This is a genomic window from Thermomonas hydrothermalis (assembly GCF_900129205.1).
GTDB lineage: Bacteria > Pseudomonadota > Gammaproteobacteria > Xanthomonadales > Xanthomonadaceae > Thermomonas > Thermomonas hydrothermalis.
Map to the genome: position 1 here is coordinate 17,418 of NZ_FQUK01000023.1, position 24,060 is coordinate 41,477.

At 65.4% G+C, this 24,060-nt stretch carries 25 protein-coding genes, 2 tRNA genes and 2 pseudogenes; 18 read left to right on the forward strand and 11 right to left on the reverse strand.

The window, feature by feature from the left end:
• Positions 1-2: 2 nt before the first annotated feature.
• The 7 genes from BUA29_RS07605 to BUA29_RS07635 are packed head-to-tail and all read left to right on the forward strand — an operon-like array spanning position 3 to position 6,252.
• Positions 3-1,268, forward strand: a complete 1,266-nt coding sequence (locus BUA29_RS07605) for an NAD(P)/FAD-dependent oxidoreductase (protein ID WP_072756013.1) — start codon at positions 3-5, stop codon at positions 1,266-1,268.
• Positions 1,265-2,041 (forward strand): DUF1365 domain-containing protein, encoded by a 777-nt coding sequence (locus BUA29_RS07610; RefSeq protein ID WP_072756014.1) that lies wholly within the window; start codon positions 1,265-1,267, stop codon positions 2,039-2,041. Before BUA29_RS07605 ends, BUA29_RS07610 begins: the two co-directional genes overlap by 4 nt.
• The gene (locus tag BUA29_RS07615; protein WP_072756015.1) at positions 2,038-3,291 is read left to right on the forward strand and encodes an SAM-dependent methyltransferase; all 1,254 of its coding nucleotides are present in this window, start codon (positions 2,038-2,040) and stop codon (positions 3,289-3,291) included. The genes BUA29_RS07610 and BUA29_RS07615 overlap by 4 nt, the downstream gene beginning before the upstream one ends.
• Positions 3,288-3,797 carry a DUF2878 domain-containing protein gene (locus BUA29_RS07620; protein ID WP_072756016.1) on the forward strand — a complete coding sequence of 170 codons (510 nt, stop codon included), beginning with the start codon at positions 3,288-3,290 and terminating at the stop codon, positions 3,795-3,797. The genes BUA29_RS07615 and BUA29_RS07620 overlap by 4 nt, the downstream gene beginning before the upstream one ends.
• Positions 3,798-3,814: 17 nt before the next feature.
• Complete coding sequence (locus BUA29_RS07625; RefSeq protein ID WP_072756017.1) at positions 3,815-4,588, forward strand: DUF1295 domain-containing protein; 774 nt, start codon at positions 3,815-3,817, stop codon at positions 4,586-4,588.
• 17 nt (positions 4,589-4,605) lie between these two features.
• Positions 4,606-5,652 (forward strand): SAM-dependent methyltransferase, encoded by a 1,047-nt coding sequence (locus tag BUA29_RS07630; RefSeq protein WP_072756018.1) that lies wholly within the window; start codon positions 4,606-4,608, stop codon positions 5,650-5,652.
• Positions 5,653-5,697: 45 nt separating this feature from the next.
• Entirely contained in the window at positions 5,698-6,252 is a 555-nt protein-coding gene (locus tag BUA29_RS07635; protein WP_072756019.1) for a lipocalin family protein, read from the forward strand.
• Between the two features lie 6 nt (positions 6,253-6,258).
• On the opposite strand, the gene BUA29_RS12530 is transcribed toward BUA29_RS07635, so the two are convergent.
• Both BUA29_RS12530 and BUA29_RS07645 read right to left on the reverse strand, forming a co-directional pair.
• The gene (locus BUA29_RS12530; RefSeq protein WP_084602403.1) at positions 6,259-6,690 is read right to left on the reverse strand and encodes a DUF4124 domain-containing protein; all 432 of its coding nucleotides are present in this window, start codon (positions 6,688-6,690) and stop codon (positions 6,259-6,261) included.
• Between the two features lie 92 nt (positions 6,691-6,782).
• Positions 6,783-9,002: a heavy metal translocating P-type ATPase gene (locus BUA29_RS07645; RefSeq protein WP_072756021.1), complete on the reverse strand. Its 2,220-nt coding sequence runs from the start codon at positions 9,000-9,002 to the stop codon at positions 6,783-6,785.
• A 119-nt stretch (positions 9,003-9,121) separates the two neighbouring features.
• Between BUA29_RS07645 and BUA29_RS07650 the strand changes: the two genes are divergently transcribed.
• The 6 genes from BUA29_RS07650 to BUA29_RS07675 are packed head-to-tail and all read left to right on the forward strand — an operon-like array spanning position 9,122 to position 14,632.
• Positions 9,122-9,457, forward strand: a complete 336-nt coding sequence (locus BUA29_RS07650; RefSeq protein ID WP_072756037.1) for an ArsR/SmtB family transcription factor — start codon at positions 9,122-9,124, stop codon at positions 9,455-9,457.
• A gap of 54 nt (positions 9,458-9,511) precedes the next feature.
• Positions 9,512-10,516 carry an ArsJ-associated glyceraldehyde-3-phosphate dehydrogenase gene (locus BUA29_RS07655; RefSeq protein ID WP_072756022.1) on the forward strand — a complete coding sequence of 335 codons (1,005 nt, stop codon included), beginning with the start codon at positions 9,512-9,514 and terminating at the stop codon, positions 10,514-10,516.
• Between the two features lie 5 nt (positions 10,517-10,521).
• Complete coding sequence (gene arsJ / locus BUA29_RS07660) at positions 10,522-11,754, forward strand: organoarsenical effux MFS transporter ArsJ (protein ID WP_072756023.1); 1,233 nt, start codon at positions 10,522-10,524, stop codon at positions 11,752-11,754.
• Between the two features lie 54 nt (positions 11,755-11,808).
• Positions 11,809-12,009, forward strand: coding sequence for a heavy-metal-associated domain-containing protein (locus BUA29_RS07665; protein WP_072756024.1), 201 nt, complete (start codon positions 11,809-11,811; stop codon positions 12,007-12,009).
• A 2-nt stretch (positions 12,010-12,011) separates the two neighbouring features.
• Positions 12,012-13,742 (forward strand): copper resistance system multicopper oxidase, encoded by a 1,731-nt coding sequence (locus BUA29_RS07670; RefSeq protein WP_072756025.1) that lies wholly within the window; start codon positions 12,012-12,014, stop codon positions 13,740-13,742.
• Between the two features lie 2 nt (positions 13,743-13,744).
• Positions 13,745-14,632, forward strand: coding sequence for a copper resistance protein B (locus BUA29_RS07675; protein ID WP_178137908.1), 888 nt, complete (start codon positions 13,745-13,747; stop codon positions 14,630-14,632).
• A 10-nt stretch (positions 14,633-14,642) separates the two neighbouring features.
• On the opposite strand, the gene fur is transcribed toward BUA29_RS07675, so the two are convergent.
• Positions 14,643-15,041 carry a ferric iron uptake transcriptional regulator gene (gene fur, locus BUA29_RS07680; protein WP_072756027.1) on the reverse strand — a complete coding sequence of 133 codons (399 nt, stop codon included), beginning with the start codon at positions 15,039-15,041 and terminating at the stop codon, positions 14,643-14,645.
• A 209-nt stretch (positions 15,042-15,250) separates the two neighbouring features.
• Here fur and BUA29_RS07685 point away from each other — a divergent pair, with 209 nt between their 5' ends.
• Positions 15,251-15,658 (forward strand): outer membrane protein assembly factor BamE, encoded by a 408-nt coding sequence (locus tag BUA29_RS07685; protein ID WP_072756038.1) that lies wholly within the window; start codon positions 15,251-15,253, stop codon positions 15,656-15,658.
• On the opposite strand, the gene BUA29_RS07690 is transcribed toward BUA29_RS07685, so the two are convergent.
• Positions 15,655-15,924 (reverse strand): RnfH family protein, encoded by a 270-nt coding sequence (locus BUA29_RS07690; protein WP_072756028.1) that lies wholly within the window; start codon positions 15,922-15,924, stop codon positions 15,655-15,657. The two genes, BUA29_RS07685 and BUA29_RS07690, sit on opposite strands and share 4 nt — an antisense overlap.
• Positions 15,924-16,355, reverse strand: coding sequence for a type II toxin-antitoxin system RatA family toxin (locus BUA29_RS07695; RefSeq protein WP_072756029.1), 432 nt, complete (start codon positions 16,353-16,355; stop codon positions 15,924-15,926). Before BUA29_RS07695 ends, BUA29_RS07690 begins: the two co-directional genes overlap by 1 nt.
• Before the next feature lie 62 nt (positions 16,356-16,417).
• Between BUA29_RS07695 and smpB the strand changes: the two genes are divergently transcribed.
• Positions 16,418-16,912 carry an SsrA-binding protein SmpB gene (smpB, locus tag BUA29_RS07700; RefSeq protein WP_072756030.1) on the forward strand — a complete coding sequence of 165 codons (495 nt, stop codon included), beginning with the start codon at positions 16,418-16,420 and terminating at the stop codon, positions 16,910-16,912.
• Between the two features lie 233 nt (positions 16,913-17,145).
• On the opposite strand, the gene BUA29_RS07705 is transcribed toward smpB, so the two are convergent.
• From BUA29_RS07705 to ppsR, 4 genes are all read right to left on the reverse strand, one after another.
• Positions 17,146-17,221: transfer RNA gene (locus tag BUA29_RS07705), tRNA-Glu, on the reverse strand.
• A gap of 26 nt (positions 17,222-17,247) precedes the next feature.
• Positions 17,248-17,323: transfer RNA gene (locus BUA29_RS07710), tRNA-Ala, on the reverse strand.
• Positions 17,324-17,401: 78 nt separating this feature from the next.
• Positions 17,402-17,908, reverse strand: coding sequence for a DUF1249 domain-containing protein (locus tag BUA29_RS07715; protein WP_072756031.1), 507 nt, complete (start codon positions 17,906-17,908; stop codon positions 17,402-17,404).
• Between the two features lie 103 nt (positions 17,909-18,011).
• Positions 18,012-18,833 (reverse strand): posphoenolpyruvate synthetase regulatory kinase/phosphorylase PpsR, encoded by an 822-nt coding sequence (gene ppsR, locus BUA29_RS07720; protein WP_072756032.1) that lies wholly within the window; start codon positions 18,831-18,833, stop codon positions 18,012-18,014.
• A 73-nt stretch (positions 18,834-18,906) separates the two neighbouring features.
• On the opposite strand from ppsR, the gene ppsA reads away from it, so the two are divergent.
• Together ppsA and BUA29_RS07730 are read left to right on the forward strand one after the other, a co-directional pair.
• Positions 18,907-21,294 carry a phosphoenolpyruvate synthase gene (gene ppsA, locus BUA29_RS07725; protein ID WP_072756033.1) on the forward strand — a complete coding sequence of 796 codons (2,388 nt, stop codon included), beginning with the start codon at positions 18,907-18,909 and terminating at the stop codon, positions 21,292-21,294.
• A gap of 62 nt (positions 21,295-21,356) precedes the next feature.
• Positions 21,357-22,226: pseudogene (locus tag BUA29_RS07730) on the forward strand (mechanosensitive ion channel family protein); the annotation flags it as partial.
• 50 nt (positions 22,227-22,276) lie between these two features.
• On the opposite strand, the gene orn reads toward BUA29_RS07730, so the two are convergent.
• Positions 22,277-22,852: an oligoribonuclease gene (gene orn / locus BUA29_RS07735; RefSeq protein WP_072756035.1), complete on the reverse strand. Its 576-nt coding sequence runs from the start codon at positions 22,850-22,852 to the stop codon at positions 22,277-22,279.
• Between the two features lie 60 nt (positions 22,853-22,912).
• Here orn and BUA29_RS07740 point away from each other — a divergent pair, with 60 nt between their 5' ends.
• A complete protein-coding gene (locus tag BUA29_RS07740; protein ID WP_072756036.1) occupies positions 22,913-23,416 on the forward strand; it encodes a DUF2721 domain-containing protein in 504 nt (167 codons plus the stop codon).
• 68 nt (positions 23,417-23,484) lie between these two features.
• Here BUA29_RS07740 and tadA read toward each other — a convergent pair.
• Positions 23,485-23,862, reverse strand: a pseudogene (gene tadA, locus BUA29_RS07745) (tRNA adenosine(34) deaminase TadA); the annotation flags it as partial.
• Between the last annotated feature and the right edge of the window lie 198 nt (positions 23,863-24,060).

A 24,060-nucleotide genomic window follows, 5' to 3' on the forward strand; every position in this document is an offset into this window, starting at 1 on the left:
CCATGCGGATTGCAGTGATCGGATCCGGCATTTCTGGTCTGGCCAGCGCCTGGTTGCTCTCGGCCCGGCATGAGGTGGTGCTGTTTGAGGCCAATGACTATCTGGGCGGGCATACCCATACCCACGACGTGGAGCAGGCCGGACGGCGTTACCGGGTGGATACCGGCTTCATCGTCCACAACCCGGTGCACTATCCCTTGCTCACGCGCCTGTTCGACCAGCTCGGCGTGGCCAGCCAGCCCACCACCATGAGTTTCTCGGTGCACAACGCGCGCACCGGGCTGGAATACAACGCCACCTCGCTGGATACGCTGTTCTGCCAACGCCGCAATCTGCTCTCGCCGCGGTTCTGGGGCATGCTGCGCGACCTGCTGCGGTTCTACCGGCAAGCCCCCAGCCTGTTGGATGGCGACGGCCCGGGGCCTGGTATTGGTGAATGGCTGGATGAACACGGCTACGGCCAGGCCTTCCGCGATGATCACCTGGTGCCGATGGCCTCGGCCCTGTGGTCTTCGCCACCCCACCAGATCCTGCAGTTTCCCGTGCGCTATCTGGTGCAGTTCATGGCCAACCACCAGATGCTGCAGATCAGCGGCCGTCCCGAATGGCGAGTGGTTTGCGGCGGGTCCTCCACCTACGTGGCGGCCATGCGTGCGCGCTGGCAGGTGCAGGAACGGTTGCAATGCCCAGTGCACCGGATCCGGCGCGAGGCCGATGCCGTGGTCATCGACAGTGCGGAAATGCAGGGTGAGCGTTTCGATCAGGTGGTGCTGGCCTGCCACAGCGACCAGGCGTTGGCCTTGTTGACGGATGCCACCCCCGACGAGCGCGACATCCTGGGTGCCATCGCGTACCAGCCCAACGACGTGGTGCTGCATACCGATGCCCGCCTGCTACCACGCAATCGCAAAGCCTGGGCCGCCTGGAACGCCTACGTGCCCGGCACCCCGGACGCGCCCTGCACGGTCAGCTACTGCATGAACCTGCTGCAGGGCCTGCAGTCACCCGAGCCGTTCGTGGTCACCTTGAACCGCAGCGAGGCCATCGACCCGGCCAAGGTTTTGCGCTGCCTGCACTACCAGCACCCGGTCTACACCCCGGCGTCGGTCGCGGCGCAACGGCGCAAAGGCCTGATCCAGGGAGTACGTCGCACCTGGTTTGCAGGCGCCTACTGGGGCTGGGGCTTCCATGAGGACGGCATGAGGAGCGCCGTCGAAGTCGCCGCCGGCCTGGGCGTCCGTTGGCCCGAGGACGGGAGTTCGCAATGAGCACGCACCTGTGCAGCGCAGTGTACGAAGGCACGGTCCGGCATCGTCGCCACTTGCCGCGTCCGCATGCGTTCGAATACCGGATGGCACAGCTGTATCTGGATCTCGATGAGCTGGAAACGGTGTTTCGTGGGCGCTGGCTGTGGTCGGCGACGCGACGCGCACTGGCCGAGTTCCGTCGGTCGGATTTCCTTGGCCCGCCGGAGCGCCCACTCAAAGAAGCCGTGAAGGATCGCGTCGAGACCGCCACCGGCGAGCGCCCGGCTGGCCCGGTGCGGCTACTGACACATCTGCGTTATGCCGGGTTGATCTTCAACCCGGTCAGCTTCTACTACTGCTTCGACGCCGATGGCGAGACCCTGCACAGCATCGTCGCCGAGATCACCAATACCCCCTGGCTGGAACGCCATGCCTACGTGCTGCCGGTCGCATGGGCCACCCGGCATGGCCGCAGCCTGCACTGGCGGTTCGACAAGACCTTCCACGTCTCCCCCTTCATTGGCATGGCGCGCCGCTATGACTGGCGTTTCAGTGTGCCCGCGGAGGATTTGCATGTGCACATGGACGTGTTCGACGGTCAGTCGCGCGAGTTCGACGCCCATCTGACCCTGCACCGCCGCCCACTGACCGGCGCGGCACTGGCCCGCGTGCTGTGGCGCTATCCCCTGATGACCACCCAGGTGGTGGCCGCCATCTACTGGCAGGCGCTGCGGCTGTGGCTGAAGCGCACGCCTTTTCATGAACATCCCCGACTGTCTGGAGATCGCCCGTGAATGCTCTCATCCAAACGGAGGCTGCCCCGCGGTTTAGCGCATTCGACCGCTTCCTGCGTCAGCGCCTGCTGGAACGATTGACTGGCCTTTCGCATGGCCGGCTGGTGCTGCGTGATGCGCTCGGCAACGTCATCCTGGGTTCTGCCGAAGGTGGGCTTGAAGTGACCCTTGAGGTGCTCGACCCCGGTTTCTACCGGGCAATCGCCACCCATGGCAGCGTCGGCGCGGGCGAAGCCTACATGGACGGCCTGTGGCGCTGCAGTGACCTGGTGGGCCTGGTGCGCCTGCTGGTGCGCAACCGCGACCTGCTGGATGGCATGGAAACCGGCAGCGCGCGGCTGGGCGGCTTGGCGATGAAGGCCATCCACCTGCTCCGCCGCAACACCCGCTCGGGCAGCCGGCGCAACATCGCCGCCCATTACGACCTCGGCAACGATTTCTTCCGGCTGTTCCTGTCGGAGGACATGATGTACTCCTCCGCTTACTGGGCTGGTGCCGATGACACGCTGGAGTCGGCCTCCACCCGCAAGCTGGATCTGATCTGCCGCAAGCTGAACTTAGACCCCAACGATCATGTGATCGAGATCGGCACCGGCTGGGGCGGGTTTGCCGTGCACGCCGCCAAGCACTACGGCTGCCGCGTCACCACCACCACCATCTCGCACGAGCAGTACACGCTGGCGCGTCAACGCGTGCAGGCCGCCGGGCTTGGCGACCGCATCACCCTGCTGCAATCGGACTACCGCGACCTCACCGGCCAGTACGACAAGCTGGTGTCGATCGAGATGATCGAGGCCATCGGCGCCGAGTATCAGCCCGCTTACTTTGGCCAGATCGGGCGGCTGCTCAAGCCGGACGGGCTGGCGCTGGTGCAGGCCATCACCATCGAGGATCACCGTTACGAACAGGCGCTGACTTCGGTCGATTTCATCAAGCGGCACATTTTCCCGGGCTGCTTCATCCCCTCGATCAACGCCATGCTGGCGGCCAAGACCCGTAGCAGCGATCTGGCGCTGGTGGGGCTGGAAGATTTCGGGCTGTCCTACGCCCGCACCCTGCAGGCCTGGCGGGAACGCTTCCTCGCCCAGCTGCCGGCAGTGCGCGCACAGGGGTATGACGAACGCTTCATTCGCATGTGGGAGTTCTATCTGGCCTATTGCGAAGGCGGGTTCCGCGAGCGCGCCCTGGGCGTGGCGCATCTGTTGCTGGCCAAACCCGGCTGGCGCCCGCCCGGAGCGGAGGCGGCATGACCGTCTGGCTGACCCTGCTGGGGTATCAGGCCGTCTGGTTTGCAGCGGTGATCGGTGCTGGCCACGGCCTGTGGTGGCCGGGTGTCATCGCGGCTGTGCTGTTTGCGCTGTGGCGGCTGTGGGTGTCATCGCATCGCCTGCTGGAAGCCCGGCTGGCGCTGCTCGGCGTGGGCCTGGGTCTGGTGCTGGAAACCCTGTGGGTGCGCACCGGCCTGCTGGACTACGCAGCAGCCCCGGCACATGGCGTGCCGCTGTGGATCCTGACGCTGTGGCTGGCGTTTTCCCTGTGCGTGGTGCCATTGCTGGGCTACCTGCATCGGCGCCTACTGCTGGCCGCGGTGTTGGGAGCCATCGGCGGCCCGTTGGCCTATCTCGGCGCCGCGCGCGGCTGGCACGTCGTCGAGTTCGCCCAGCCGCACTGGCAGAGCCTGCTGGCACTGGCGGCAGGCTGGGCAGTGGCGATGCCGCTGCTCGCCTGGCGTGCCCGGCGCGGCCTACAACCCTGACATTGACGAGGTGCATCATGCGTCTGAGCGAACAAGTCCTGCTGATCTGGCTGCTGGCGGCCGCAATGATGGTGCTGGGCTGGATCTGGCAGCGTCGGCGCAGCAACGCCGGCATCGTCGATGTGCTGTGGTCGGCAGGGCTGGGCATGGCCGCACTGGTGCTGGCCTCGACCGGCACCGGTGCGCTATCCGCCCGCCTGCTGGTGGGCGTGCTGGGCACTGCCTGGGCGCTGCGGTTGGCCCTGCACCTGTGGGCACGCGTGCGGAGCGAACCCGAGGACGGCCGCTACCGCGCCTTGCGCGAGCACTGGCACGGCAGCCAGGCAATGTTCTTCGGCTTTTTCCAGTTCCAGGCACTGCTGGTGGTGCTGTTCGCACTGCCGCTGGCGGCGGTGGCCGCGCATCCCGCCCCGGCGACCTGGCAGCTCGCTGCGGCGGCGCTGATCTGGCTGTTTTCGGTTGCCGGTGAGGCGCTGGCAGATGCACAGCTGGCACGTTTCCGCGCCAATCCGGCCAACCGCGGCAAGACCTGTCGCAGCGGGTTGTGGCGCTACTCGCGGCACCCCAACTACTTCTTTGAATGGCTGCACTGGTTCAGCTACGCCATCGCCGCCATTGGCAGCCCGCTGGCCTGGCTGGGCTGGCTGGGGCCGGTGGTGATGTATCTGTTCCTGCGCTACCTGAGCGGCATTCCGTTCACTGAACAGCAGGCCCTGCGCACGCGGGGCGATGACTACCGGGACTACCAGCGCCGCACCCCGATGCTGTTCCCCTGGTTTCCCAAATCCTGACACTGAAAGGAGCGCCCATGTCCGTGGTCACCCTGCAACACGACGAACTGCCCCGCGACCGGCCCGCTCCGGGTCTGCTGGGCCTGGCCGAACGCGGCTGGCTGCCGGATGCCCTGATCCGCGCCGGCATCCGCCGCCTGTGCGAACAGCGCCTGAAAGAAGAACTGGCCGGCGGCGTGGAAGCCCAGTCGGCGCGCCAGCGTGCGCGGCTTGCTGCGTTACGGGAAAGCCCGCTTGCGATCGAAACCGAGGCCGCCAATGCCCAGCACTACGAACTGCCGCCGGCGTTTTTCACCCGGTGCCTCGGCCCACGGTTGAAGTATTCCTGCTGTTACTACCCGCGCGGCGACGAAACGCTGGGCGAGGCGGAGAAGGCGATGCTGGCGCTGTACTGCGAACGCGCCGGGCTGGCCGACGGCCAGGACATTCTGGAGCTGGGCTGCGGCTGGGGCTCGCTGACGCTGTGGATGGCCGAGCGCTTCCCGAACGCCCGCATCACCGCAGTGTCCAACTCCAACGGCCAGCGTGGCTTCATCGAAGCCCGTTGTCGCGAGCGCGGGCTTGAGAACGTGCGCGTGCTGACCCGTGACGTGAACGCACTGGAGCTGCCGACGGACGCCTTCGACCGCTGCGTGTCGATCGAGATGTTCGAGCACATGCGCAATTACGAGCGCCTGCTGGGGCGCATCGGCAGCTGGCTGCGCCCGGGCGGCCGGCTGTTCGTGCACATCTTCGCGCACCGCACCCTGCTCTACCCGTTCGAGACGCAGGGCGAAGACAACTGGATGGGCCGGCACTTCTTCACTGGCGGCCTGATGCCGGCGGCCGACACCCTGCTGCATTTCCAGGACGCACTGCACATCCGCCAGCAATGGTTGCTAGACGGCACCCACTACGAGAAGACGGCCAACCACTGGCTGCAACAGCAGGACGCGCATCGTGACGAGGTGATGGCGATCCTGCGCGAGGCCTACGGCGACGCGGCCGGCCTGTGGTACCAGCGCTGGCGGATGTTCTGGATGGCCTGTGCCGAGCTGTTCGGTTACGCCGATGGCCAGGAATAGCTAGTGTCGCATTACCTGTTCGAGCGGGCCAAGCGCTGAGCCAGCATGTCCAGAAGGCTGACCCGCTGGCGGATGCTGTGGCTCACGCTGGTGTTTTCCTGCGCCCAGGCCGCCGCCCGCCTGCCACCCATTCCGGCGGTGGCCCAGCTCGATCTGCCGCGCTTCATGGGCAGCTGGTATCTGGTCGGCGGCATCCCCACCCCGTTCGAGCGCCACGCCTGGAATGCCGTGCAGACCTACACGCTGCGCGATGACGGCAGCATCCTGACTACCCTCACCTTCCACGAGAAACGCGCCGACGGGCCACGCCGGCACACCGAAGCGCCCGCCACGGTGCGTCCGGGCACCGGCAATGCGGTGTGGGACGTGCGTGTGTTCGGCCCCTTCAAGTCGCAATATAAAGTGGTCTGGCTGCGCGCCGATTACGGAGCAATGCTGGTGGCGCGCGATGCCCGTGACTACGCCTGGCTGTTTTCCCGCACCCCGCAGGTGAGCGCAGCCGATCGTGCGCATGCGCGCCAGCTGCTGGCGGATGCCGGATATCCGTTAGAGCACTGGCGTGATATCCCGCACACGGCACGCACCGGCAGTCATCGTTGAACGGGCTCAGCCACCACAAACAGCGCGCACCTGCGCATCCAGCCGGCTCAGCTGGGCAAACGTTCGACGTAGCCCCAGCCGCTCCAGGGCTGCCTGGCGCTTGGCGTGGGCGGCGCGGCAGCGGTCAGCGGCGGTCGTCAGTCGCGTCGGGGCATGGCGTAACCGTATCGGCCGCAAGCTAGACCCGGTGCGGGCCGCGCGCGGGTGCGCCGTGTGCGCGCCTGGGTTGTCAGCACGGGCGGTGGGCACGACTGGCGGGTCGGGCGTGTACGCGATGACCCGGTCGGTCCGCTGCCCATGGGCGCACGGCTGGGATTGATAGGTCACACCGTTCGCCCGATCGAGGCAGCGGTATAGCTGGCCGGCTTGCACCGGGACGGTCAGACTCAGCAGCAGATACGGCAGCAGGCGAGCATGATGCATGGCACGCATTCGCATGGAACCTGCCGTCAGCCTGCCGTGCCGTGAGTTGGCACGGGATCGGGCATGCGCTCGGTATCGCGTCGGGGATCGCCGCGTGTGCGCCTCGGTCAGTCGTTGCCTGACAGCCCGTCATGTGCCCTGGGTGTCCAGCGCCGCAGCAGCAAGGCATTGCTGACCACGCTGACGCTGGACAGGGCCATCGCCGCACCGGCAATCATCGGATCCAGCATGCCGGCGGCGGCCAGTGGAATGCCGATGACGTTGTAGAGGAAGGCCCAGAACAGATTCTGGTGAATCTTGCCGACACAGCGCCGGGAAATGTCGATGGCATCAGCCACCAGCCGCGGGTCCGGTCGCATCAGGGTGATGGCGGCCGCATGCATGGCCACCTCGGTGCCACTGCCCATGGCAAACCCGACCTGTGCGGCAGCCAGTGCCGGGGCATCGTTGAGGCCATCGCCGACCATGCCGGTGACACCTTGCGCAGCCAGCGCCCGGATGATGCGCAGCTTGTCCTCCGGCAGCAGCTCGGCATGCACTTCGTGTTCGGCCAGTCCGATCTGGGCGGCCAGGGCGCGCACGGCCGCGATGCTGTCCCCGGAAAGCAATAACGGCTGAACGCCGATCGCACGCAGCGCCGCAATTGCCTGTGCCGACTGCGGGCGGGGCACATCCCCGAATGCGAGCAGACCACGGACCCGCCAGCCCTGCCCGGCATCCTCTGCCAGCCAGGACACGGTCTGGCCACTTTGCGCTGCGGCATCGGCCCAAGGCTGCACCGGCGTCATATCGATGCCCAGTTCGGCCATCCAGCGGCCATGTCCCAGCACCACCCGGTGCGGCCCATTCCGACCTTGCACCCCGCGTCCTGCGACCGCGGCGATGTCGGTGAGTGCGGGGGCGGTGATGCCACGGGCACGCGCGGCATCAAGCACTGCTCGGGCCAGCGGATGTTCGCTGCCCTGCTGCAGGCCAGCCGCCAGGGCCAGCAGTGCCTCTTCATCGCCGTCCAGCGCCCGGCACTGCATCAGCACGGGCCGCCCAACAGTGAGCGTGCCAGTCTTGTCGAATGCCACCGTGCGCAATCGACGGGCGGTTTCCAGTGCTTCCACGTCCCGAATCAGAATGCCAGCGCGGGCTGCCACTCCGGTTCCGGCCATGACCGCCGCCGGCGTCGCCAGCCCCAGCGCGCACGGACACGCGATCACCAGAACCGCCACGGCATTGAGCAACGCCTGGGTCCAGTCGCCACGGAGCAGCCCCCAGCCCAGCAGGGTCAGCACGGCCAACGCCACCACCACCGGCACGAAGACTGCGCTGACCTTGTCCACGATGCGTTGTACCGGCGCCTTCCGGGCCTGCGCGTCTTCGACCAAGCGAACGATCTGCGCCAACACCGATTCAGCACCAACTGCATGCGTGCGGATGCGCAATCGACCTTCGCCGTTCAGTGCCCCACCCGTCACCCGATCGCCAGGGCCCTTGGGCACCGGCAGCGACTCGCCGCTGAGCAGGGACTCGTCGCACTGACTACGCCCCTCCAGCACCACCCCGTCCACCGGAATGCGCTCACCGGGCAGCACCACCACTTCATCGCCGACGCTGACTGCCTCGATTGGAACCTGGGTTTCCACGCCTGCGCGTACCACCCGCGCCGTCTCCGGTCGCAACGTCTGCAGGGCACGGATCGCCTCGCCCGCCTCCCGTCTGGCCCGGGCTTCCAGCCATTTACCCAGCAACACCAGGGTGATGACGACGGCAGACGATTCGAAATACAACGGCGCGTCGTGTTGCCCGTTCGATTGCAGCAGGTGATACACGCTCAACCCGTACGCCGCACTGGTGCCGAGCGCCACCAGTAGATCCATGTTGCCGCTGCGTGCCCGCAGCGCCGCGAATCCGGCGCGGTAAAACCGTGCGCCCAACCAGAACTGCACAGGCGTTGCCAACAGCCACTGCACCCAGCCTGGCAACGCCCAGTGCACGCCGAACGGCATCAGCAGCATCGGCGCAACCAGCGGTAGCGTCAGCAGCACGGCCCACCACAGTGACCGGGTTTCGTGCCCGGCACTGCTGGCAGCGGCGGAGGGTGTGGCTTCGACATGCCGTCGCGCCCCATAGCCTGCCCGTTCCACCGCCTGCACCAGTGCATCCGTGGACACACCTGCTTCCGCCACCACGGTTGCGGTCTCTGTCGCCAGATTGACGCTGGCCTCGCGCACGCCTTCCACCTTGCGCAGCGCCCGTTCCACCCGGGCCGCACAGGACGCGCAGGTCATCCCGGTGATCTCCAGCCGGAGTGAGGTCGAGGTCGATTCAGTGGTCATAGTGATCGAGTCGTGACAGGGCAAGCATTGTCAGCCTTGTTGGGAGATGTCATCAAACCACTGTCATCGAAGTTTCATCCGGGTTTGAGAGGATTCCATCAAACCACTATTCTGGAATGATGGAAATGAATGCCGCGACCAGCGCGCTGGCGGCGCTGGGACACCCCACCCGCCTTTCGATCTTCCGCAGGTTGATCGAGGCCGGGCCAGACGGCCAGCTGGCCGGCGAACTGGCTCAGGCGCTGTCGTTGCCCGGCGCCACCCTGTCGTTTCACCTCAAAACCCTGCGTGCCGCTGGTCTGGTGACCGCCGAGCCGTGCGGTCGGCATGTGCGCTACCGCCCCCAGCTGCCAACCGTCCAGGCATTGATCGACTTTCTCACCCGCGATTGCTGCCAGCACAGCGGTGAGCCCAACTGCCTGACGGCCACTGCAGCTTGCCAGGCCCGGTGCTGACGGCCCCAAGGTTCGCCCCCTCGTCCCCTCATCTGCCCAAGAAGGAAGCCCCCCATGACGATTCGCGTCGGTATCAACGGATTTGGCCGCATCGGTCGGCTGGCTCTACGCGCCGGCTGGGACAACCCGGCATTGCAGTTCGTGCAGATCAATGACCCCGCCGGTGATCCGGCCACGCTTGCCCACCTGCTTCGCTTCGATTCAGTGCAGGGGCACTGGCAGCGCGACATCGGCGCCACCGACCAGGCCATCACGATCGACGGAGTGTCGATCCCGGTCAGTCGCAACAAAGCGCTTGCCGATACCGACTGGTCCAGCTGCGATGTGGTGCTGGAAGCCTCCGGCAAATTCCGCAAACCGGATTTGCTGCAGCCGTATCTCGACCAGGGGGTGAAGCGGGTGGTGGTCACCGCACCGGTGAAATCGCCCGGCGCACTGGATGTGGTGATGGGGGTCAACCACCACCGCTTCGATCCTGCCGTGCATCGCATCGTCTCGGCGGCCTCGTGCACGACCAACTGCCTGGCACCGGTGGTCAAGGTCATCCATGAAGGCATCGGGATTCGACACGGCAGTCTGACCACCGTCCACAGCCTGACCAATACCCAGGTGATCGTGGATGCGCCGCACAAAGATCTGCGTCGTGCGCGTGCCTGTGGCAGCAGCCTGATTCCCACGTCCACCGGATCGGCCACGGCCATCGCAGAGATTTTCCCGGAACTCAAAGGGCGGCTGAATGGCCATGCGGTGCGGGTGCCGCTCACCAATGCCTCGCTCACCGACTGCGTGTTCGAGGTCGCCCGCCCGACCAGCGTCGAAGAAGTCAACGCACTGCTGCAGGCGGCGGCCGAAGGCCCGCTGAAAGGCATCCTCGGCTATGAGACGCGGCCATTGGTGTCGATCGACTTCCTGCATGACCCGCGCTCAAGCATCGTCGATGCCCTCTCCACCCTGGTGATCAATGGCACCCAGGTGAAGATTTACGCTTGGTACGACAACGAGTGGGGCTACGCCAACCGCAGCGTCGAGTTGGTGCAGCTGGTCGGTAGCGCGGAGTGAGCCGGATGCTGTCGCGCCTACCCGCCGAGGTTCGTCAGTACTTGCTGATCACCGGCAACTACTGGGCGTTCACCCTGACCGATGGCGCCCTGCGCATGTTGGTGGTGCTGCATTTCCACCAGCTTGGCTACAGCCCGTTGCAGGTGGCTTTGCTGTTCTTGTTCTACGAGGTGTTCGGGGTCATCACCAACCTGGTCGGAGGCTGGCTGGGGGCGCGGATTGGCCTCAATCGCACCATGAACATCGGCCTTTTGTTGCAGGTGGTGGCACTGGCGATGCTGCTGGTGCCGCCAGCGGCGCTGAGCGTGCCCTGGGTGATGGCCGCCCAGGCGCTCTCGGGAATCGCCAAGGACCTCAACAAAATGAGCGCCAAGGGCAGCATCAAGGGGCTGGTTCCGGCCGACCGGCAGGGGGCCCTGTTCCGCTGGGTGGCGGCGCTGACCGGATCGAAAAATGCGCTCAAGGGGGTGGGGTTTTTCCTCGGCGGCGCACTGCTGGCCTGGCTGGGCTTCCGCGCGGCCGTCGCAGTGATGGCCGCAGCCCTGCTCCTGATCGGGCTTGCCAGCGTGTGGCTGCTCAAGCGCGACCTCGGCAAGGCCAAAGCCAAACCAAAGTTCCGCGACATCTTCTCCAAGAGCCGGGCGATCAACCTGCTGTCGGCCGCACGGCTGTTTCTGTTTGGCGCGCGCGACGTCTGGTTTGTGGTGGCACTCCCGGTGTTTCTGTATGACCGGCTGGGCTGGGATTTCTGGCAGGTCGGCGGGTTTTTGGCCGCCTGGGTGATCGGCTACGGGCTGGTGCAATCGCTGGCGCCGTGGCTGATCAACCGGCGCGGCAAGCCTCTGCCGGATGGCCGCACGGCATTCGTCTGGGCGGCCCTCCTGGGCGCCGAAATGGTGGCAATGGCGCTGGCCCTGCACCAGGGGCGCAACGCCGAGGCTGTGCTGATCGGTGGCTTGGCGCTGTTTGGCGTACTGTTTGCCCTCAATTCCGCCCTGCACAGTTATCTGATCGTCGAATACGCCAGCGAAGATGGCGTATCGCTGGATGTCGGCTTCTATTACATGGCCAACGCCATGGGGCGTCTGCTGGGGACAGTGCTGTCGGGCTGGGTGTTCCAGCATGCGGGCCTGGTGGCCTGCCTGTGGTGGTCGGCCGGATTTATCGCCCTGGCTGCCGTGATCTCCCTGGCACTGCCGCGGCATACGCATCCGCAGGTGCCGATCCAGGCCGCTTGACCTGACGGCCATGGATTATCGGACACTATTGGTATCTGCAACCGGAGTCTGCTGATGCGACTGAATGTCGAAAACATGCACTGCCAGCATTGCGTGCGCGCCATCACTGCCGCCCTGCAGGCACTGGATCCGAACGCCTCGGTCCAGGTGGATCTGTCCAAGGGCGAAGTGCGTGCCGAAGGCAACTTCAGCGCGGAGGCTGCCATCCGCGCACTAGCCGAGGAAAACTATCCGGCGCGTCTGCTGGACGACTGAAGATGCCCACGTCCCCAGACCCTATCCGTCGTCGCCTCCTGCAAGGGCTTGCGCTGGGGAGTGCGGCGCTCGGACTTGGGCTATGGCGGCGCCCGGCGTGGGCCACGCCTTTCGCCGCGCAGCCCGCTGTGCTCCATGGCGACCGGTTCGACCTGGTCATTGGCCGCACTCCAGTGAACATCACCGGCCGAACCGTGCCGGCATTCACCGTCAATGGCTGCCTTCCCGGCCCGATCCTGCGCTGGCGCGAAGGCGACACCGTGTGCATCCGCGTGCGCAACACGCTGGCGGAAACGAGTTCGATCCATTGGCACGGCCTGCTGCTACCGGCCAACATGGACGGCGTTCCGGGGATGAGCTTCGATGGCATCCCACCCGGTGGCGACTATCTGTACCAGTTCAAAGTGCGCCAGAGCGGCACCTACTGGTACCACAGCCATTCCAGCCTGCAGGAACAGGCCGGCCTGCTGGGGGCCATCATCATCGACCCGTCCGGCCCCGATCCGCTGGCCTGTGAACGCGACTACGTGGTGCTGCTGTCGGACTGGACCGACCTCCCGCCGCACCGCCTGTTGGCGCGGATGAAAAAGCGCAGCGACTACGACAACCTTTACAAGCGCACGGTCGGTGATTTCTTCCGCGATGTCCGAACCATGGGCCTGCACGCCACCTTGGCCGATCGCAAGGCCTGGGGCGCGATGCGGATGAGCCCCACCGACCTGGCTGATGTCAACGGTCACACTTACACCTACCTGGCCAACGGCCATACCGCCGCACAGAACTGGACCGCGCTGTTTACGCCCGGTGAGCGAGTCCGCCTGCGTTTCATCAACGGTGCGGCGATGACGTTTTTCGATGTACGGATCCCCGGCTTGACGATGACCGTGGTGGCCGCCGACGGGCAACCGATCCAACCGGTGGACATTGACGAGTTCCGCATCGCGCCGGCGGAAACGTTCGATGTGATCGTGCAACCGCAGGACGATGCGGCCTATACCGTATTCGCCCAGGCGATGGATCGCAGCGGCTACACCCGGATCACCCTTGCCCCACGTCCTGGCATGCAGGCCGATATCCCTGTCCTGGACCCACGTCCGCGATTGACGATGGACGACATGGGCCACGGTGGACACGGCAAAGTGGGCGAGATGACCTGCGGCGCGGCAATGGCCATGACCGGGATGGATCACGGAACGCACGGCAGCGCCATGCAGCGCCACCCCGCCAGTGAGACCGGCAACCCGGATGTGGACATGCAAACCATGATGCCTGTGCCACGTCTGGATGACCCTGGCATCGGCCTGCGTGACAATGGCCGCCGGGTGCTGCGCTACGCCGACCTGCACAGCCTGCAGCCCCCGGCCGACGACCGCGAACCGTCGCGCACCATCGAGCTGCACCTCACCGGCAACATGGAGCGCTTCACCTGGGGCTTCGATGGCATCCGCTTTGCCGACGCCGCGCCAATCCGGCTGCGTTATGGCGAGCGCGTGCGCATCACGCTGGTCAACGACACGATGATGGAGCACCCCATTCATCTGCATGGCATGTGGAGCGACCTCGAGGACGAACACGGCCAGTTCCTGGTCCGCAAACACACCGTCTCCGTGCCGCCAGGCACCAAACGCAGTGTCCGCGTCACCGCCGATGCGCTGGGCCGTTGGGCCTTCCACTGTCACATGCTGCTGCACATGGAAAGCGGCATGATGCGTGAAGTGCGGGTGGATGAATGACCATGCGCGCCTGGCCCCTCCTCCCGCTGACGCTGTGGCTGGGCACTGCTGGCGCACAGACCCACGACCATCACGCGATGCACGCGCCTAAGGCCGCGCAGGACGTGCGCGCGGCGCCGGCGAAGGCCACGGACGAAGACCAGACCGATCCGCACGCGGCACATCGCGCGATGGCGGCCCACCCCGCGCCGGGCACCTATCAGGTTCCGCCACTGACGGATGCTGACCGCGTTGCGGCTTTTCCGGTGCTTCACGCAGCCCACGCGCATGGCGATCCGCTGGTGTGGATGGTGCAGGCCGATCGTCTGGAGTCCACCCAGGATGACACCCTGACCTGGGCGGGCAAGGCCTGGGTCGGACATGACCGTGGCCGGCTCTGGCTGCGCAGCGAAGGAGCACGCCGCCACGGCGCGACAGACGGCCACCTCGACGCCCTGTGGGGGCGGCCGCTGGATGCCTGGTGGGATGTCCTGGTGGGTGTTCGTCACGACCGCGGACATGGCCCTGCCCGCGACTGGCTGGCGTTGGGCGTGCAGGGCCTGGCGCCGTACAAGTTCGAAGTGCAGGTCACTGCCTACCTTGGTCGTGGTGGCCGCAGCCTGCTGCAGGCCGAAGCTGAATACGACCTGCTGCTGACCAACCGACTGATCCTGCAGCCGCGCGTGGAAGCGGTGCTGTCCGGCCACGACGATCCAGCACGCCAAGTCGGCACCGGGCTTGTGGAAACCTCGGCCGAGCTGCGGCTGCGCTATGAAATCCGCCGCGAGTTCGCGCCTTATCTCGGCTACGCGTGGAAAGCACATCACGGCAACAGTTCCGGGTTTGTGCGTGCCGCAGGTGCGCCGACCCAGACCCACGGCTGGGTAGCCGGCGTTCGGGTCTGGTTCTAAACGGGTGGCGTCAGGGCTTCTTGCGCACGTACAGCACCAGGGCGTGATCGACCAGCTCGTAGCCGTGCTGTTCGGCGATCTGCTGCTGTAGGCGTTCGATCTCCTCGCTCTGGAACTCGATCACCTTGCCGGTATCGACATCGACCATGTGGTCATGGTGCATGCCGCGGTCCAGCTCATAGACCGCAGTACCGCCTTCGAAGTTGTGCTTGAGCACCAGATGCGCGGCCTCGAACTGGGTCAGCACCCGATAGATCGTGGCCAGACCGATGTCCTCACCCTCGGCCAGTAGCTGCTTGTAGATGTCCTCGGCGGTCATGTGCCGCGGCTTGGCATGCTCCAGCAGTTCCAGGATGCGCAGCCGTGGATGGGTGACCTTGAGTCCTGCCTTGCGAAGATCCGGCGCCATCGAAGTTCTCCCTCATACCTGGCCCACGCGCATCCCGACCGTTCGTGGTGCGCTTTCGCCAGCAGCCCCACCGCATTGACGGGCATCGCCGCAGGCACCAGGCGCAACCGTAGGTGAATGTCGCATGCCTGATGACCGACACCGGGCGTGGCACATGCGTGTGAGTGTATCATCGGCACTCCATGCCACTCATCCATCCGGTCCTGCCGATGCGCAAACTGCTTCCTCTCGTCCTGGCCACCCTGCTCGTCAGCGGCTGCGGGGTGATCTACCGGCAACCGATTTTCCAGGGCAACCTGCTGGAAAAGACCGCGGTAGATCAGCTCCAGGCCGGCATGGATCAGCGCCAGGTGATGATGCTGCTGGGAACGCCGTCGATCCGTGATCCGTTCCATCAAAACCGCTGGGACTATGTGGCCAGCCAACGCATCGGCCGCACCGGCGCGCCGGTGGTCAAGACCATGACCCTGTGGTTTGAAAACGGTCAACTGGCCCGCTGGGAAGGCGAATATTTCCCTGAGCAGGACAAGATGCTGGCTGACAACGCCATCCGTTTCTTTGGCCCCAATCTGGCCAAAGACAAGGACAAAGACAAGAGAAGGCGCCGCGGCGGTTAACCCCGCACGGCCCGCCGCGCCTGTGCCCGGCGCCGCCGGGCCTGCTTCGGATCACATTGCAGCGGTCGCAGCAACTCGACCCGGTCGCCATCGCGCAACGGGGTCGCGGGCTCGGCCGCCATCCCGTACACCGCAAGCGCCACCCAGGTCTGATCCAACGTCCAGCCGGCTTTCGACAGCGCATCGGCCACGCAGGCGCCCTCGGCAAGCTCGACCGTGACCGTCTCGAATCGCCCGGCCCGGGCGCGCACCAGTTGTACCCGCATCAGACGCTGCTCCGATCTGCCTCGCGCACGAAATCATCCACCATTTTGTCGGCCAGGCTTTGCATGCCCAGCTGCAGGGCCGGGCCCAACAGCAGGTGCTGCGGCTCGAAATCCAGCCGCAGCACGACCTTGCAGGCGCATTCATCCAGCGCATGGAACTCCCAGCGGCCATGCAGATGCCGGAATGGCCCATCGCGCAGGGTCATATCGATGTGATGCGGTGGAGTGAGCCGGTTTTCGGTGGTGAACCAGGTATGGAACCCGCCCACCCCCAGATCCAACCGCGCCAGCATGTAGTCGGGCCCTTGCTCCAGAATCTGCGCGGCGTGGCACCAGTCGAAGCGGCGGGGATAGGCAGACACATCGTTGACCAGATCGAACATGCGGCGGGCGGAGTGTTCGACCAGCGCGCTACGCTGAATGACGGGCATCTTGAAGAATCCTGTAGGCCTGACAGACCCGCAACCGGGCCAGGATCGGCGACAATGCACACATGAGCAAGAAGACCGGCAAGGATACGCCAAACGGCGGCGGCACCATCGCCCTCAACAAGCGGGCCCGTCATGAATACAGCTTCGAACAGACGTTCGAGGCTGGGCTAGCCCTGCAGGGCTGGGAGCTGAAGGCCATCCGGGCCGGACGCGCCAACATCGGCGACGCCTATGCGGTGCCGCTGAATGGCGAGCTGTTCCTGGTCGGTGCACAGATCACGCCGCTGATTCAGGCCTCGACCCACGTCATCGCCAATGACCGCCGCACCCGCAAGCTGCTGATGCACCGGCGCGAGATCGATATGCTGATCGGGCGCACCCAGCGCGACGGTTACACGCTGATCCCCACCGCCCTGTACTGGAAAGGCAACAAGGTCAAGGCTCAGCTGGCGCTGGCCCGTGGCAAAAAGCTGCACGACAAGCGCGAAGCCAGCAAAGAGCGTGACTGGAACCGCGAGAAACAGCGCCTGCTGCGTCGGCACAACAAGGACGCTTAAGTCATATCGATCGATGCAAGCGACTCTGCCGGCTTGGAAAGCCGGCATGTCGTTGTGGATCGAGCTCGGCACATATCCGGGGGCGGCGCACACGCACGATCGGCACCGCCACGACCTTGGCAGACGTGGAAACGACGCACGCAGACTACTGCTTTCGTTGGTCGAGAAAAAACTTGACCCCGCCACACTGGCGGGGTCAGTTCACGAACGGATTACAAGTTCCGATGAAAAAATGGCGTCCCCACGGGGATTCGAACCCCGGTCGCAACCGTGAAAGGGTTGTGTCCTAGGCCTCTAGACGATGGGGACGCGAAAAGGCTTTGAAGCGAATTAAGTGGTGGAGCCAGCCGGGATCGAACCGGCGACCTCCTGCATGCCATGCAGGCGCTCTCCCAGCTGAGCTATGGCCCCACGGGCTGGAGAGGCGCGCATTTTGGCGGTCAGACGGGAACCCGTCAAGTGTTTTTTCGGATTTTTTTGCATCTCCGTTCACCTACCCACATCAGCGCAGGTCAGCGCATCGCCAACAGGCATTGGCAAGCGCCGCAGCGTGGCCTGGCCGTGCCCCTGCTCGGCCAGGTATTGCAGCCACTTGCCTAGAAACGTGTTCATGCGCAGACGATGGTCGAGCAGTCGCTCCGGCGGCGGGAACAACCCCAGCACATCCTGCCAGCGTCGCCCGGCGTAGCAGTGCGTGGCCTCCAGCTGACGGGCGTCGCGATACAGACGCAGATGGGCAGACGGATCCGCCAGTCCGGTCTGCGGATCGATCAGGTCGTAGCTCAATCGCAGCTCGCTGGTATAGGCGTGACGCTCCACCACGTCCAGGCGGATGTCCAGGCCATCGCCGATCGAAGACAGGTATTGCCCGACCGGGAGATGCCCAGCATCGAATAGGCGCTGCAGACGCGCATGATTCTCCGCATACAGCGCCATCAGCCAGCCGAAGCGGCTGAGGCTGGGAATGCGCCGGTGTTGGGTGGAGAGCTTGGCCATGGGGTCATCCTACATGCGCTTGGCCGGCGCCGGCAGGATTGACGTGCGCAGGTTCCAGGCGCAGGCTGGGACGGTCACGGCCGCGCTTCTTTGCCTTGCCCCATCAGAACATCTCGCGGTTGATGTCCAGCGCCTCCAGGATGCGACTGGCGATTTCCTCGATCGACGCATGGGTGGTGCTGAGCATCTCGATGCCCTCCCGCCGCATCATCGCCTCTGCCTGCGCCACTTCCCGCTTGCACGTGTCGAGCTGGGCATAGCGCGAATCCGGGCGCCGCTCCTGACGGATCTGGTGCAGCCGGATCGGATCGATGGTGAGGCCAAACAGCTTGTGCCGGTGCTGGCGCAGCACGGCCGGCAAACGCTCGCTTTCCAGGTCTTCGGGCGTCAGCGGATAGTTGGCCGCCCGGACACCGTAATGCAAAGCCAGGTACACGCAGGTCGGTGTTTTGCCTGCGCGCGAGACGCCCACCAGGATGAGATCGGCATCGCTGTAATCCAACCGTGCGCCGTCGTCATGCGCCAACGCATAGTTCATGGCGTTGATGCGGCGGTGATACGTCTCGAAATCCACGATGCCATGCGCATATCCGACCCGCGACTGCCGGGTCTGGCCAAGCTCGCGCTCCAGCGGTTCGATGAACGGCGCAAAGATATCCAGCATCAGCGCCCCGCTGCCTGCCAGTGCAGCCGTGAAGGCCGGATCGACACAGGAACTGACCACGATCGGGCGAACGCCGGCCTGCTCACCGGCACTCCGGATGCGCTCAGCGGCGTCCACCGCCTTGTCCAGGGTATCGACAAACGGTAGCCGGTCGGTCACGAACTTGATGCCGGAAAACTGGGTCAGCAGGCTATGTCCGATGGTTTCGGCGGTGATGCCGGTGCCATCAGAGACAAAGAACACGGGGCGGGCTGTGGCCATCGGCAATCCTCATCGGCAGGCAGGCTAAAATACCGGACTTCCGCGCCCTTGCGCTGTGTCTACGGAGCCTGCCTTGACCCGCCCCGCCTCGCATCCCAATGTCCTTTGGCTGAATGAGCTACGCCTGACCGACCTCGCCCAGGTCGGCGGCAAGAACGCATCCTTGGGTGAAATGATCGGTCAGCTATCCGGTCTTGGCGTCTCGGTTCCGGGGGGATTTGCCACCACCGCCGATGCCTTCAAGGCCTTCATCGCCCACAATGATCTGCACCAGCGTATTTACGACCGACTGGCAGCGATCGATGTCGAGGACGTGCAGGCGCTGACCCACGCCGGTGCTGAAATCCGTCGCTGGGTGGTGGAGGCTCCGCTGCAGCCAGACCTTGAAGCCGATATCCGCGCAGCCTATGCGCGACTGTGTGCTGACGCTGGCCAGCAGGATGTGGCCGTGGCCGTGCGCTCCTCCGCCACCGCCGAAGACCTGCCTGATGCCAGCTTCGCCGGCCAGCAGGAAACCTTCCTCAACGTGACCGGCGCCGATGACGTGGTGCGCAAGGTCAAGGAAGTGTTCGCCAGCCTCTACAACGACCGTGCGATCGCCTATCGCGTGCATCACGGCTTCAAGCACGAGGACGTATTCCTGTCCGCTGGTATCCAGCTGATGGTGCGTTCCGATGTTGGCGCATCCGGCGTGCTGTTCACCCTCGACACCGAATCCGGCTTCCGCGACGTGGTGTTCATCACTGCCAGCTACGGTCTGGGTGAAATGGTCGTGCAGGGTGCAGTGAACCCGGACGAGTTCTACGTCTTCAAGCCCACCCTCAAAGCGGGCAAGCCGGCGATCCTGCGCCGCACGCTGGGCAGCAAGCAGCTGCGCATGGTCTATTCCGATGTGCCGGGCGAACGCGTGCGTACCGAGGAAACGCCCGCCGAGCTGCGCGACCGCTTCTCGCTCACCGACGCGGATGTGCATGAACTCGCCCGCCAGGCCCTGATCATTGAGCAGCACTATGGCCGCCCGATGGACATCGAATGGGGCAAGGATGGCAATACCGGCAAGCTGTACATCCTGCAGGCGCGCCCGGAAACCGTGAAGTCGCGCGCGCATGCCACCCAGATCGAACGCTACACCCTGTCGGCCCGCGGTCAGGTCCTGGCCGAGGGCCGCGCCATCGGTCACAAGATCGGCGTCGGCACCGCCCGGGTAGTGCGCACGCTCGACGACATGCACAAGGTGCAGCCGGGCGATGTGCTGGTGGCGGACATGACCGACCCCGACTGGGAGCCGGTGATGAAGCGCAGCGCCGCCATCGTCACCAACCGTGGCGGCCGCACCTGCCACGCGGCGATCATCGCGCGCGAGCTGGGCGTGCCGGCGGTGGTCGGCACTGGCAATGCGCTGGATACCATCCGCGACGGCGATACGGTGACCGTGAGCTGTGCCGAAGGCGACACCGGCTATATCTATGCCGGCGCCCTGCCCTTCGAGCGCACCACGACCGATCTCGACAACATGCCGCCGGCGCCGCTGAAGATCATGATGAACGTGGCCAACCCGGAGCGGGCATTCGACTTCGGCATGCTGCCCAATGCCGGCATCGGCCTGGCACGGCTGGAGATGATCATCGCCAGCCACATCGGCGTGCACCCCAAGGCGCTGCTGGAGTATGACCGACAGGATGCAGCCACCCGGGCGAAGATCGACGAGCGCATCAAGGGCTATGCAAGCCCGGTGGAGTTCTACATCGAGCGTCTGAAGGAAGGCATTGCCACCATCGCCGCCTCGGTGTACCCGAAACCGGTGATCGTGCGCTTGTCCGACTTCAAGTCCAACGAATACGCCAACCTGCTCGGCGGTCAACGCTATGAACCGCACGAAGAGAACCCGATGATCGGGTTCCGTGGCGCTTCCCGCTATGTCGATCCGGGCTTCCGCGATGCCTTCGCGCTGGAATGCGTGGCGGTCAAGCGCGTGCGCGAGGTCATGGGGCTGGACAACGTGTGGGTGATGATCCCGTTCGTACGCACGCTGGACGAAGGCCGCAGGGTCATTGACGTCCTGCGCGAGAACGGTCTGGTGCAGGGCGAGCACGGTTTGAAGATCATCATGATGTGCGAAATCCCGTCCAATGCCCTGCTGGCCGAGGAATTCCTGGAGATCTTCGACGGCTTCTCGATCGGCTCCAACGACATGACCCAGCTCACCCTTGGGCTGGATCGCGACAGCGCCATCGTCGCGGGTCTGTTCGATGAGCGCGACCCGGCCGTGAAGAAGATGCTGGCCATGGCCATCGCCGCCGCCCGCAAGAAAGGCAAATATGTCGGCATCTGCGGTCAGGGCCCCAGCGACCATCCGGATCTGGCGCAGTGGCTGATGGAACAGGGCATCGAATCGGTGTCGCTGAACCCGGACACGGTGGTCGACACCTGGCTGGCGCTGGCCAAGGCCAAAGCAGGCTGAAAAACCCCTGTGCCCGGCCTGCTCGCCAGGCCGGGCACACTGATGCCCCTGACGGAAACCGCATGCTCGCCGCCCTGTCGCTGTTCGCCCCTGCCACCGAGGCCACCCGCCACGAAGCCGTCACCCTGATCAAGGACGTGCGCGGGATCGACTGGCTGAACCTGCTGGAAACCTGGGGCCTGCGGCTGCTAGCGGCGATTGCGATCTTCGTGATCGGCCGCTGGCTGGTGCGCCGATTGTCGAATGCCCTGGACCGGGTGTTGGCTCGAGCCAATGTCGATCCCACCCTGGGCGGCTTCCTGCGCAACATCGCCTATGCGGTGATGCTGGTGCTGGTGATCGTCACTGCGCTGACGGCACTCGGCATCCCCACCACGTCGATGCTCGCCATGCTCGGCGCCGCCGGTCTGGCGGTGGGGCTGGCGATCAAGGACTCCCTGTCCAATATCGCTGCCGGGGTGATGCTGATCGTGCTGCGGCCGTTCCGCGCCGGCGATCATGTGGTGATCGGCGGGCAGGAAGGCATCGTCCAGGAAATCCGGGTCTTCCAGACCTGGCTGCGCAGTTTCGACCATCGGGTAGTGATCCTGCCCAACAGCCAGATCACCACCACTCAGATCATCAACTACTCGATGCTGCCACTGCGCCGGATGGAGGTCAGCGTCGGTGTGGGCTATGACGATGACCTGAAACTGGCGCGCACGTTGTTACTGCAGATCGCCCGTGACAACCCGCTGATCGTGGACGACCCTGCACCGGTGGTGCGCGTGATGGCGCTGGCCGACAGCAGCATCACCCTGACCCTGTACGCCTTTGCCCGCAACGAGGACTACATGGACGCGCGCAGCCAGGTGGTGGAGGCCGTGCGCGACGTGCTCACCGCAAACGGCATCCATATCCCCTTCCCGCAGCGCGACCTGCATCTGCATTACCCAACGCCGCCTCCGACCAACGCCAGTTGAAGGCGCAGGGCGGGTACCGATCAAGCGTTGCTGGACGGATCGGCCAGGGCCGCAAAATGGGCGCGGTAGTGGCGCATCTCTGCGATCGAGTCGTGCACGTCGCTCAACGCGGTGTGGGCGGATTCTTTCTGGAACCCGGCCAGCACCTGCGGCGCCCAGCGTTTGGCCAGCTCTTTGATCGTGCTGACGTCCAGATTGCGGTAGTGGAAATAGGCTTCCAGGGTCGGCATCAGGCGGTGCAGGAAACGTCGGTCCTGGCAGATCGAGTTGCCGCACATCGGGGAGGCACCCGCCGGCACCCAGGCCTGCAGAAACGCCAGGGTCTGCGCCTCCGCCTCCGCCATCGGTACCCCTTCGCTCAGCACCCGGTCCCATAGCCCGGATTTACGGTGCTGATTGCGATTCCAGTCGTCCATCGCCTCAAGCGTGGCCAGCGGATGGGCAATCGCCAGTGCCGGGCCTTCGGCCAGCACGTTGAGCTGGGCATCGGTCACCACCGTGGCGATCTCCAGAATGGAGTCGCACCCAGTATCCAGGCCCGTCATCTCCAGATCGATCCAGATCAGCCGGTTGTGTGGCAGGTCGTCGGTACTCATGATCTCGCATGTCATCGCAGGTAGCGGCATGATACCGGCTTGCCGATAAGACGACGCCGCATGCTCCAGCAAACCGCCACCGCGATCGCCGCCAATGCGCTGGGCCATCACGCCATCCTTTCTGCAATGTTGGCGCCCGCGTTCTTCCTGACGGCCACCGCCGGGCTGCTCACCTCCGCCAATGCCCGTCTGGCGCGGGTGGTGGACCGCCTGCGCAGCCTGATCGCTGGGCTGCGTCATGACGACCCCGATATCGCCAAACTCGAAGCACAGATCCGCCGGCATCGCCAGCGTGCGCATCTGGTCCTGCGGGCCTGTCGCCTGCTGTACGTGGCACTGGCCTGCTTCGTGGGAACCAGCCTGGCACTGGCCGCCGATGCGCTGCTGGCCTCACGGCTGAGCGCACTGCCGACGATCACCGCCGTGCTCGGCGTGCTGTGCCTGTTACTGGCCAGCGTGGCGTTGTGGCGAGAAGTCAGTCTGGCGGTGCAGAACTTCGATCTGGAACTGGATCAGGAACTGGCGGTGCGCCAGCAGAACGCCGGCACTTCACCGCGGCGCTAACGTCGGCTGGCATGCCAGCATCGACGCGCCCTGGCCACATCGGTGTGAGAAGTGTGCGACTTCTCGCGCTAGCGCCCACGCTTGGCGCGAAAGTATGCGGTTAGCATCGGCCCGGCCAGGTCAGCCAGGACGCCACCGCACACCTCGACGTGGTGATTGTGGCGGGGATCCGCAAGCAGATCGAAGACGCTGCCAGCCGCGCCCGTCTTGGGGTCATAGGCCGCAAACACCACCCGCTTCAGGCGAGCATGCACCATCGCCATGGCACACATGGCGCAGGGTTCGAGCGTGACGTACAAGGTGCAACCGACCAGCCGATGGTTGCCCAGCGCCTGCCCTGCCTTGCGCATCGCCACGATCTCGGCATGGGCGCTGGGATCGTGCTCGCGGATGTTGCGGTTCCAGCCCTCCCCCACCACCTGCCCCTGGGCATCGACGATCAGGCTCCATCGCGTCTGGTGTGGAACGGGCCGCCGGATGATGTCAGCCTTGGCGGATGCAAGAACAACTCTTCACCCAGGCTTTGGGGCTGACGCCGCCGTGGGCGGTAGACAGCGTGTCGTTTCGTCCGGATGAGGGGGCGATCCACTTCGAGGTGTCGTGCGATACGGCCCGGCTGGCCTGTCCGGTCTGCGGGGCGGCGG